The organism is Pokkaliibacter sp. MBI-7 (genome assembly GCF_029846635.1).
GTDB lineage: Bacteria > Pseudomonadota > Gammaproteobacteria > Pseudomonadales > Balneatricaceae > Pokkaliibacter.
On sequence record NZ_JARVTG010000001.1, the window covers coordinates 3591664 to 3602500 of the forward strand.

A 10837-nucleotide genomic window follows, 5' to 3' on the forward strand; every position below is an offset into this window, starting at 1 on the left:
ACGACACCTTACTTATTGGCTTTTTCGAACTTGCGCAGCAGTTCGTTACCACGTTTGACTGCTGTATCCAGCGCGGTCTTGGCATCTTGTTTGCCGCTCCACACGCTTTCCAGCTCTTCGTCGATGATGTCGCGGATCTGGGCAAAGTTACCCAGACGCAGGCCTTTGGAGTTGACCGTGGGGGTACCTGAAGTCATCTGGATCACAGCGGTCTCGGTGCCAGGATTCTTGTCATAGAAACCCTGAGATTTGGTCAGGTCGTAAGCGGCCTGAGTGATGGGCAGGTAACCACTGAACTGGTGCCAGTCAGCCTGTACTTCAGGTTGTGACAGGTAGCTGAAGAACTTGGCCACCCCTTTGTAATGGTCGTTGGGTTTGCCTTGCATCGCCCACAGTGAAGCACCGCCGATGATAGTATTCAGCGGTTTGTCGATCTGGCTCTGCCAGTAGGGCAGCTGGCTTACACCAAAGGGAAAGCTGGCATTTTTCCTGATGCCTGAATACCCCGCAGAAGACTCGGTGTACATCGCACATTCGCCGCTGTAAAACTTCGCGGCGGCATCATTGGTGCGTCCACCGTACTGGAACACGCCTTCTTTCTGCCATTCAGCCATCTTGCTGATGTGCATAACCTGCAGCGGACCGTTGAAAGCCAGCTCGGCCTTGGTGCTCTTGAAACCATCGTCTTCGGTAGCGAAGGCTACGTTATGACGGGCGCTGAGGTTCTCCAGCTGAATCCAGGATTGCCATGCAGTAGTGAAACCGCACTGTACGCCAGCGGCGCGCAGTTTTTTGCCTGCTTCGTCCATTTCTTCCCAGGTCTTGGGCGGCTCGACGTTGGCTTTGGCCAGCAGATCCTTGTTGTAGTACAGCACGGGGGTGGAGCTGTTGAACGGCATGGATAGCATGTTGCCGTCACTGTCGGTGTAATAACCGGTCACCGCGCTCAGGTAGTTCTTGCTGTCGAAATTCTCACCGGAGTCTTTCATCAGCTGGTATACGGGGTAGATTGCACCTTTTGCCGACATCATGGTGGCGGTGCCTACTTCGAATACCTGCACGATGTCAGGCTGCTGATGGGCGCGGAAAGCAGCAATCGCAGCTGTCATCGTCTCGGAATAGTTGCCTTTGTACACGGGCTTGACGATGTAGTCGCTCTGGCTCTTGTTGAAGTTGGCAGCGATCTCGTTGACCTTCTCGCCGTTGGTGCCGCCCATGGCGTGCCACCATTCAATTTCCGTAGCGGCCTGACTGGCCAGGGGAAGTAATGCCGCAGACAGTGTCAGGGCTGACAGAGTCATCTTGTTCATCTTGCGTCCTCGTCGGGTTCATTGTTGGAGTTGTCAGTCGAGAGGGATACTACTGCCGGAATATTGCATATTAGTGACTCGATATTTTCGAGTGAAAGAAAATATAACTCACTTGCTTTCAAATGAAAGTTGTTTTTTGACATTTTTTTGTCACAGAAAAACGACCTCCATTCGCTTAGACCTTTAGCCCTAATGATGGCTGTCGTGCCCGACCGGGCTGCGCTATGCTCAGGGCAGAGTGGTGCTTGGCTGCAGGGGCAAATGGATTCCATGGTGGTGAAGGTTCGACAACGAATATGTCGGTGGCAGGCATTGCTGCTGGGTGTGATGCTGGTGCTGAGCGGTTGTTCGGATCGCGAGCCACAGCAGGCCAATGAACTGGCACTGCAAGGGCTGTACAGTGGGGTAGTCTCTGCGGATGCCAGGTTTTCCCTGATTGGTTCGGTCACTCATGGCGGCAGCCTGTGGCAGGTCGATGACAACAAGCGGTTGTACGACTGGAATCACCGGCAGGGTGAGTTCTCCAATCTGGTGGCGATGGATATTGACGACAATGACAAATATGCCGTCACAGCCGCCAGTTTCGACTTTGTGCTGTGGGACATGGCTACCGGCAAAGCGCTGGATTTTCGTCGTGCCCCCAGTGAAATCATGGATCTGTCACTGTCAGCCGATGGTCAGTTGCTGGCATTGGGGCTGACGGATCAGACCGCGGTGCTGTTTGATCTGCAGGCCGGCAAGATTACACAGACCCTGCTGCATGATTCCCGTGTCCGCAAGGTGGATCTCAATGTACAGAAAGGGTTACTGCTCACCGGAGATGATTCTTTCGTTACTACACTGTGGGACATCAACAGTGGCAAAATGCTGCATCAGCTGAATCTTGGTAATCAGCCCAGTGTGGTCACCCTGTCGGATGACGGCAAGCTGGCATTTTCTGCCGCTCAGCTGAGTAAGGCCATTGTCTGGGATACTCTGACCGGTCAGGTGAAATATACCTTGGCATCAATGGACTCAATTCTGGATCGCAAGGCCACGTTTACCGCCGCACGCTTTATCGATAAGGGCCAGCGTCTGCTGACCGGTACCAGCAGTGGCAAGGTGATGCTGTGGGATATGCGCACCGGTAGCCTTGATGCAACCTGGCAGCTACATCGTCGTAATGAGCTGAAGCCTGTCAGTGTGTCGGTTGTGTCGGTGGCAAGCAAAGGTGGGGTGCATCATTACGCGCTGGGGTCTAATGGCTTTATGAATATCCTGCAAGGTCCGTGAGGATACGGCGAGGGCACCTTTATCGAACGGATCCTTGATCCTCAAAACACAAAACCCGGCAGATGCCGGGTTTTGTGTTTAACCAACCAGATACGCTTATGAGCCGGTCTTGCTGGGCTCAGCAGGCTTCTCTTCTGCCTTGGCATCAGGCTTGAGGATATCCAGCAGTTCCACCTCGAACACCAGCGTCGCGTTGGGAGGAATGCTGCCTGCACCACCTGGGCCGTAACCCAGTTCTGGCGGAATATACAGCTCGAACTTGGAGCCAACAGGCATCAGCTGCAGACCTTCGGTCCAGCCGGGGATAACGGCATCCAGCGGGAATTCAGCAGGTTCTTTACGTGCGTAGGAGGAGTCAAACTCGGTACCGTCGATCAGGGTGCCGCGGTAGTTTACCCGAACCTGATCGGTTGACTTGGGCTTGGGACCTTTGCCTTCGCTGATGATCTTGTACTGCAGGCCGCTCTTGGTGCTTTTTACACCATCTTTTTTGGCATTGGCTGCCAGGAAGTCATCAGATTTCTTTTTCGCATCAGCCAGCATTTCGTCCATTTTCTTCTGCTGGAACGACTTGATGGTCTCGGCAACCTGTTCCTGGTTCATGGCAGGTTCAGTTTTGTCATAGATCGCTTTCACGCCTGCAATAAAAGCGTCGTAGTCCAGGGTATCGACCCGGCTGGACAGCTGCTCACCCAGTACCAGACCGAAGGAGTAGCTGAGCTTGGCACTATCGTTGTCCAGCTTGACCGCATCTGCGGCCAGAACTGGCGCTGCCACTACCATGCTGAGGGCGATCGCCAACAGACGTTTTTTCATGATGCATCCTTAAAGATGTTTAATGTAGTTGTGGGCCTGGCCTGTCGGCGGTGATATGCATAGGGTCGAGTCATGACCCTACGCCTGTTGCATATCACCCTGACCGGTGTCTGGCACCAGGTGAGGCCTGCCTGCGACGCTTGGAGGGTTCCAAACGTGTTGCCCAGAGGGTACTGAAATCACGGAAGCTAGTCGTTAAGCGCTTCGCTTAATTGTATTTCCAATTGTTCCAGCTCTTCGCTGAGGGCAAGCCAGGCTTCCTCCGCAGTTGCCAAGCGAGTTTGCACTTGCGCTTGCTCACTTAGCAAGGTCTTTAGCTGATTCTTGCTGCTTTCCTCATAGTTTGCAGGATCTGCCAGTGAGGCATTGAGTTCGTCCAGTTTTTGCTGGGCGTCATGCATGGCTTTCTCGTGCTTTTCCAGCTTCTGCTTGAGAGGGCGCAGCTGTTGACGAATAGCGGCTTCCTGGCGTTTACGTTCCTTACGTGCGGCGGCATTGTTGCTGCTGCCTTCACTTCTGGATTCGGCTTCCAGCTCTGTGCGCTGACTGGCCTGACGGTCTGCCAGCCAGCGCTGGTAATCTTCCAGATCGCCAGCAAATTCTTCGACCTTACCGCCTTCTACCAGCAGGAATGTATCGACGCAGGAACGCAGTAGGGCGCGATCATGGGATACCAGGATCAGAGCGCCTTCAAACTCTTGTAGTGCCAGAGTGAGGGCGTGACGCACTTCCAGATCCAGGTGGTTGGTCGGTTCGTCCATCAGCAGGACGTTTGGCTTCTGGCAGGCAATCAGGGCCAGAGCAAGGCGCGCTTTCTCACCGCCGGAAAAAACGCCCACCAGTTCAAATACCCGGTCGCCCTGAAAGCCAAAGCTACCGAGGAAATTCCGTACATCCTGGTCGCTCAGTTCGGGCTTAAGGCGCTGCAGATGCAATGCCGGGCTGGCTTCCATATCCAGTGCTTCCAGTGTGTGCTGAGCGAAGTAGCCAATGCGTAAATGTTCACCGCTCTGATACTCGCCACCCTGCAGAGGCAGCTCGCCCACCAGGGTTTTGATCAGGGTGGATTTGCCTGCACCGTTGGGGCCGAGCAGGCCGATACGCTGGCCGGGCTGCAGGCTGAGCTTCATATTGCGGATGATGCTTTTGTCGCTGTAGCCAAGCTCTGCCTGTGTCAGTGCCAGCAGCGGATGAGACAGTTTGTCACTGGCTTCAAAGCGGAATGTAAAGGGAGTATCGACGTGAGCTGCCGCAATACGCTCCATGCGTTCCAGCGCCTTGATCCGGCTCTGGGCTTGCGTCGCCTTGGTCGCTTTGGCCTTGAAGCGACGGATAAAGTCTTCCATATGAGCGATCTGTGCCTGCTGCCGTTCAAACATGGCTTGCTGTTGCGCCAGACGCTCCGCACGTGCCTGTTCAAAGAAAGTGTAGTTACCTTTGTACAGAACGGTTTTGCACTGATCGAAGTGCACCACGTAGTCGACCACGTTGTCGATAAAGTCACGGTCGTGAGAGATAAGCAGCAGGGTACCTTGATACTGGCGCAGCCATTGCTCCAGCCATAGGGTGGCATCCAGATCCAGGTGGTTGGTCGGCTCATCCAGCAATAGCAGGTCAGAAGGGCACATCAGTGCCTGGGCGAGGTTGAGACGGATGCGCCAGCCGCCGGAGAACGACTGCACGGCACGCAGATGATCTGCAGCACCGAAGCCAAGGCCGTCAAGCAGTTGCCCCGCACGACTGCGGGCACGGTAACCATCAATGGCATCAAAGCGTGCATGCAGCTCGCCCAGCTCAACGTGGCGCTCCTCCGCTTCGGCTGCGACCATTTCTCGCTCCAGCCGGCGGAACTCGCTGTCACCGTCGAGTACGTAGTCGAGGGCAGTGCGCTCCGAGGCATGTACTTCCTGTGCCATATGCGAGATACGCCAGCTGGGGGTGACATTCAGCTCGCCACTGTCTGGATGCAGCTCACCCATGAGCAATTTGAACAGGCTTGACTTGCCTGCGCCGTTGGCGCCGATAATGCCCACTTTGTATCCGGGGTTGAGAGTCAGGTCTGCCTTGTCCAGCAGAAGCTGCTTTCCTCTTTGTAAACTGAGTGCACTGAGTTTGATCATGACCTATCCGACATATACGCAGGCCGAGGCGGCCTCGTTGTGGTCCTTCGCCTGTTGCCTGTACCGGCAGCCCGGCGTGATGCAGGCTTGCCTGCGTGCTCAGGATCAGCATGGGCTGGCCGTGAACTGGCTGCTGGCCTGTTGCTGGCTGGGCTGGCGCGGACAAAAGCTGGATTATAGCGTGATTCAACAGGCGACGGCATGGCAGCAATGGCATCTGCAGGTGACGTTGCCACTGCGTCAGGCGCGATGTGCTGTGGGGCAGGAAAACAAGAGTCATCCACTGTATGCGCGTTTGAAGGATGATGAGCTTGCAGCGGAGCGAGAAGAGCTGCAACGACTACAGCGTTTGTTACTGAATAATGAGCGTGAGCTTGCTGCAGAGCCGGATCCGCGGCCGCTGGCTGGCATTAATCTGCGCTGCTATCTGCAGTCTCAGGGGCTGAGTGATGTGCATGTCGATCTGTCGGCCCTTAGTCAAGGGATACCAGCGCTGGGCGTAGTAGCACTGTTTGGATGAGGGATGAAACATACGTGCGATGATTACTGGAGCTTCGCTGCCTGTTGTGAAAATTGGTGCAGGAATGTACGTATGCGGGCGGCATTGACACCCAGATCGCTCCGTCCCAGTCTCGATGATGAACGCATATCCAGCAGGCTGCCCGCTGGTTGAGACCGGATGCGAATTACTACATCGTCACGGAAGCGTAGTATCGGCGTGATGGCGGTTGCTTCGAGAATGCCTTCCCTGGGCGTACTGCTAACCAGTATCCAGCCTGACTGTTCAATCAGGTGTTGTGCCAGTGCGAAGCTTTTCTCGGCTGAGAGCGCGCTCTGCAAAGGGCGAATATCCGCATAGGCTTGCTTTTGTATGGCGGCAAATTCAGGAGGATAGAGAGGAGAGTTCTGCCAGCGGCTTCGCAGGCTGATTACCTTGTGATAAGCGGGCGGATCTTGCAGGTCGGTAGAAATATCGTTGATAGGAATAAGCCGATCTCCTATAGCGAACAGATATACCAGTAGGGAGAGCAACAATCCCAGTATAGACATTATCGGTATGGCTACCCTGCGCGTGATCTTCATTGTTCAGCGTCCGTCATGAGTTTCTCGTCGACTGTGCAGTTGCATACTGCACCTTGCTTTCGTCGCTATTTGCTGATCCCCAATGGCTCCCTTACAATAAACGACCTCTGAACAGACTGCATAGCTGCAGTATGGTGACTGGATGCTGTACTGGCATGATTAAGCCTAAAAGAAAAACATTGTCGGAAAAGTGGCGCTTGGCAGCGGTCAGGCAGGGAGTTAATGTCAGTGTCGCTCGGCTTGGGCAGTTGGTGTTTCAGGCACACTATGAAGGCCGTCTCCCTTACGCTGAAAATGTTGGTATTAATGCCTGGGGGAACATGATCAGTTTCGCCTTGAATGAACCCGACGCTGCGAAGGAACACTGGAAGTGGTTGCTTGCCACGGAGTTGCCGGAAGAGCAGGCACCTCAGGAGGAGCCGGGAGATCACGGCCAGATGCCGTTGTTCTGATTCAGGGCAGAGTTGTTGTTAGACGTATACCGCGCACTTGTTACTGCTCTGGTGTCTGCAAACACGTTGATGCCATGGCTGTTTTCTGGAGGAGGTTTTATGTCACATGATGTAAAAGACGCAACGGGCCTATTTACCTGGCTATTGGTGCTGGCTGCCTTTGTACTGATTTGTGCCCCTGCATTGATTGCCTTGAGCCGGGTTCAGTATTAGTTTGACGGGGTGTTCTGCCACGGAGCAAAGGAGTGCGGTGGTTGGATATATCTCTGTGTGCCGCTGCCCTCTGATGACGGAGAGGTAGCGATTAAGCTTTCAACTCGATCGGAATGGAAACCGTGATGTCTCTGTACTCGTTCACTAAAGCCAAAGCGTTTTTTTTGTTTATCCTCTTAACTCTGGGGTGCTGGCGTTCCGGTTGGGCTGACGAGGCCTCGATTATCTTCAAGCTGGATCAGCATGACCTGACTACCGTGACGCTGAGTGAATTACGTACCAAACTACCTGTTACTGACTTGCATATCGATCATCCCTTTCTGCGTAAAGAAAAAAACTACCGTGCTGTCGCTGTAAAAGCGTTGCTCGAAATGGTCTATGGTGAGCGACTTAAGGGCGTCCACCAGCAGGTGATCTTTAAGGCAACTGATGGTTATGAAGCGAGCGGTGATATAAGGCATCTACTACAAGAGGGGGGCTACATTGCTTTTGCTGATCTTGATCGTCAGGGGGAATGGGAGCCTGTTACCAAAATGCAGGCCGATCCGTCTCCCTATTTCCTGGTCTGGACTGCTCACGATCAGACTATAGGCAAGGGTTATCCCTGGCCGTGGGCGATTTCTAGCATCGACTTACGCACAAAACCCTGAAATTGAGCGGATCATTAACTGGTCAGACTACTTCCATAGATATCTCAAGAACCAGAGTGGCTAAAATGTCGATAGCCACTCTGCAACAGTGACATCATACATACCCCCAACATTCCTCCCACGCTGTCAATAATCACGTCATGGATCTCCAGGTAGTGATGGTGCCCCACTATTTCACAGGTCTCATGGGCAATCGCCAGTAAGACTGCGAAGCCGAGATTGAAATGCATGGGCATGCGGGGTAATGCCCATTGGCCGAGCATACCTACCGCTGCAAACACTCCCATGTGAATGAGTTTGTGCCATTTTCCTCCCGCAAGTTGTCCTGCCAGAGGTATGAAAGCTGCTGCAAATACGACTGCCAGCAGTAACAGGACAATGACGCGACGTACAAGCAGACGGCGATGCCATGGGGAGTATGAGGGAGAGGTCATGGTCGATAAGGTAACTTTTTCATTCCAGAATTGCGATTCCATCATCGCGCTCAAAATTAAGCCGATGGTAGCTGAGTCGAAATTAGGCTCTTGTAACTGACAGGGAGCTTTATGCTCTTTAGCTTAGATGTATGAGGGATGTATACGGTTGCTGGTTGGTATAGCCAGAAGCAAGAAACCCAGCAAAGCTGGGTTTCTATGCACAGCGAGGTAAGGATTAAGCTGCAAAATTGGCAGCAACGAAATCCCAGTTCACCAGTGCCCAGAAGTTTTCTACATACTTGGGACGGGCATTGCGAGTGTCTACATAGTAGGCATGTTCCCAAACGTCACAGGTCAGCAGTGGAGTCACGCCATCTTCGGTCAGAGGTGTTCCTGCATTGCTGGTAGAACGTAGTTCCAGTTCACCCGCAGCCGTTTTCACCAGCCAGGCCCAGCCAGAACCAAATGTGCCAATGGCAGTTTTGGTGAATTCTTCTTTGAACGCAGCAAACGAGCCAAACTTGGCGTTGATGGCATCAGCCAGCGCTCCGGTGGGTTCGCCACCTGCATTGGGGGCCAGGCAGTTCCAGTAGAAGGTGTGGTTCCATACCTGGGCGGCGTTATTGAACAGGCCACCGCTGGAGCTGCGGACGATCTCTTCGAGTGACTTGCCTTCGTTGTCGGTGCCTGCAACCAGATTGTTCAGGTTGGTTACATAGGTCTGATGATGCTTACCGTAGTGGTATTCCAGGGTTTCCTTGGAGATATGGGGCTCCAGTGCATCCATCGCATATGGCAGAGCAGGAAGTTCAAAGCTCATGGTTGTCTCCTATCATCGGTGCTAATCAAACGGTTATGGTTTTTTAGATCTATGATGCGGTGCCATCATATCACTGCCCTGAACCCTTTGCATGGCCAGAGACAGTAATCGCGGATTTAAGCTTTTCTCGGAAGATGGGCTATAAATCCACGATTTTATTATGGTTAATTGCCAGGTTAGTTTATTTATTGTTCTGGTGGTCCAGATAGCGTTCAGCATCCAGAGCGGCCATGCAACCTGCTCCAGCAGAAGTTATGGCTTGACGGTAGATCTGGTCTGCAACATCACCTGCGGCGAATACACCGGCAATACTGGTCGCAGTGGCATTGCCTTCGCTTCCGCTTTTTACTTTCAGATAGCCATTGTTCATGTCCAGCTGGCCTTCAAACAGGCTGGTGTTCGGCGTGTGACCAATGGCAATAAAAACGCCATCTACTGCCAGATCTTTCGTAGCGCCAGTATCGGCATCCTTGATACGCATACCGGTTACGCCCATGTCGTCGCCTAGAACTTCATCTAGAGTGTGATTCCATTCAATCTTGACGTTGCCATCTTTCGCTTTGGCCAGCAGTTTATCCGCCAGGATTTTTTCTGAGCGGAAGCTATCACGACGATGTACCACGGTGACTTCGGCAGCAATGTTGGAAAGGTAAAGCGCCTCTTCTACTGCAGTATTACCGCCACCAATCACTGCAACTTTCTTGTTGCGATAGAAAAATCCATCGCAAGTAGCGCAAGCCGATACGCCTTTGCCTTTAAAGGCTTCTTCGCTGTCCAAACCAAGATATTTGGCACTGGCGCCGGTACAGATGATCAGGGAGTCACAGGTGTAGATGCCACTGTCGCCTTCAAGACGGAAAGGGCGCTGCTGCAGATCGGCGGTATGGATATGATCAAAGATAACTTCTGTATTGAAACGTTCGGCGTGCTGGCGCATACGCTCCATGAGGTCCGGGCCTTGCAAGCCTTCTACGTCGCCTGGCCAGTTGTCCACCTCTGTAGTGGTGGTCAGTTGACCTCCCATCTGCATGCCAGTGATCAAGACTGGATTCAGGTTTGCTCGTGCTGCATATACTGCCGCAGTGTAACCGGCTGGGCCTGAACCCAGAATCAACAGACGAACGTGTTTGGCTTCGCTCATAATGCACCTTTACTCAATAAATGCTTTGGCCTTGCAATGGTGGCGCAAGGTACAGATTTCAATAGCAGGACAGAAAGCGAGATATTCTAGAGGGGCGCGGAGACATCTTATAGTAGTGGCCGCTTATGAGTTTGATAGGACATGACTATGAGAATGACCCCACAAGTCATCTCAGGCTTGTGGGGGGGCTATGTTGTTTTCCGGTAAGCTAATGGCTATTTCGACGCGCTATCTACCATATATTGGACAGCATTCTTTATCTCATCATCGGAGCAGGTAGCACAGGTCCCTTTGGCGGGCATTGCGTTGAAGCCGTTTAACGCATGGTTCATTAATGTTTCCATCCCTTTGGCGGCTCGCTCTTGCCAATCAGTGGTGCCAAATTTGGGGGCATTGAGCAATCCGCTGGCATGGCATGTATGGCAGGATGCGTTATACACATCTTCACCTGTTCGAGCCCCGCTTGCAGACGCGGGCGCTGCAGCAACGGTATTGGCACATGCTTGCCCTTCCAGGCATACAGTGGCAAATGGCTTGATCCGGT

12 protein-coding genes (1 of these 12 cut by a window edge) are annotated in these 10837 nt (G+C 53.1%); 4 read left to right on the forward strand and 8 right to left on the reverse strand.

All coding sequences use genetic code 11. The annotated features are described in order from the left end of the window. Positions 1-8: 8 nt before the first annotated feature. Entirely contained in the window at positions 9-1310 is a 1302-nt protein-coding gene (gene ugpB, locus QCD60_RS15905; protein ID WP_279786953.1) for a sn-glycerol-3-phosphate ABC transporter substrate-binding protein UgpB, read from the reverse strand. A gap of 261 nt (positions 1311-1571) precedes the next feature. Here ugpB and QCD60_RS15910 point away from each other — a divergent pair, with 261 nt between their 5' ends. Next, positions 1572-2582, forward strand: a complete 1011-nt coding sequence (locus QCD60_RS15910; protein WP_279786955.1) for a hypothetical protein — start codon at positions 1572-1574, stop codon at positions 2580-2582. A 96-nt stretch (positions 2583-2678) separates the two neighbouring features. On the opposite strand, the gene QCD60_RS15915 is transcribed toward QCD60_RS15910, so the two are convergent. Together QCD60_RS15915 and QCD60_RS15920 are read right to left on the reverse strand one after the other, a co-directional pair. After that, positions 2679-3398, reverse strand: a complete 720-nt coding sequence (locus QCD60_RS15915) for an FKBP-type peptidyl-prolyl cis-trans isomerase (protein ID WP_279786957.1) — start codon at positions 3396-3398, stop codon at positions 2679-2681. A 188-nt stretch (positions 3399-3586) separates the two neighbouring features. Further along, positions 3587-5518, reverse strand: coding sequence for an ATP-binding cassette domain-containing protein (locus QCD60_RS15920; RefSeq protein WP_279786959.1), 1932 nt, complete (start codon positions 5516-5518; stop codon positions 3587-3589). Between QCD60_RS15920 and QCD60_RS15925 the strand changes: the two genes are divergently transcribed. Beyond that, positions 5517-6038 carry a TIGR02444 family protein gene (locus QCD60_RS15925; protein WP_279786962.1) on the forward strand — a complete coding sequence of 174 codons (522 nt, stop codon included), beginning with the start codon at positions 5517-5519 and terminating at the stop codon, positions 6036-6038. The two genes, QCD60_RS15920 and QCD60_RS15925, sit on opposite strands and share 2 nt — an antisense overlap. A 23-nt stretch (positions 6039-6061) precedes the next feature. On the opposite strand, the gene QCD60_RS15930 is transcribed toward QCD60_RS15925, so the two are convergent. Then, positions 6062-6601, reverse strand: a complete 540-nt coding sequence (locus QCD60_RS15930) for a DUF1499 domain-containing protein (RefSeq protein WP_279786964.1) — start codon at positions 6599-6601, stop codon at positions 6062-6064. A gap of 155 nt (positions 6602-6756) precedes the next feature. On the opposite strand from QCD60_RS15930, the gene QCD60_RS15935 reads away from it, so the two are divergent. Both QCD60_RS15935 and QCD60_RS15940 read left to right on the forward strand, forming a co-directional pair. Continuing rightward, positions 6757-7053, forward strand: coding sequence for a hypothetical protein (locus tag QCD60_RS15935; RefSeq protein WP_279786966.1), 297 nt, complete (start codon positions 6757-6759; stop codon positions 7051-7053). A gap of 338 nt (positions 7054-7391) precedes the next feature. Next, positions 7392-7916 (forward strand): hypothetical protein, encoded by a 525-nt coding sequence (locus QCD60_RS15940; protein WP_279786968.1) that lies wholly within the window; start codon positions 7392-7394, stop codon positions 7914-7916. Between the two features lie 44 nt (positions 7917-7960). Here QCD60_RS15940 and QCD60_RS15945 read toward each other — a convergent pair whose 3' ends face one another. The 4 genes from QCD60_RS15945 to QCD60_RS15960 form a co-directional block, all read right to left on the reverse strand. Further along, entirely contained in the window at positions 7961-8395 is a 435-nt protein-coding gene (locus QCD60_RS15945; RefSeq protein WP_279786970.1) for a hypothetical protein, read from the reverse strand. 172 nt (positions 8396-8567) lie between these two features. Then, a complete protein-coding gene (sodB, locus tag QCD60_RS15950; protein ID WP_279786972.1) occupies positions 8568-9152 on the reverse strand; it encodes a superoxide dismutase [Fe] in 585 nt (194 codons plus the stop codon). A gap of 181 nt (positions 9153-9333) precedes the next feature. Next, a complete protein-coding gene (trxB, locus tag QCD60_RS15955; RefSeq protein WP_104155687.1) occupies positions 9334-10293 on the reverse strand; it encodes a thioredoxin-disulfide reductase in 960 nt (319 codons plus the stop codon). 215 nt (positions 10294-10508) lie between these two features. After that, positions 10509-10837, reverse strand: partial view of a c-type cytochrome gene (locus QCD60_RS15960; RefSeq protein ID WP_279786975.1) — the 3' portion only. 124 nt of this gene lie beyond the right edge of the window; only the last 329 of its 453 coding nucleotides appear in the window; its start codon lies off the right edge, out of view; the stop codon is at positions 10509-10511.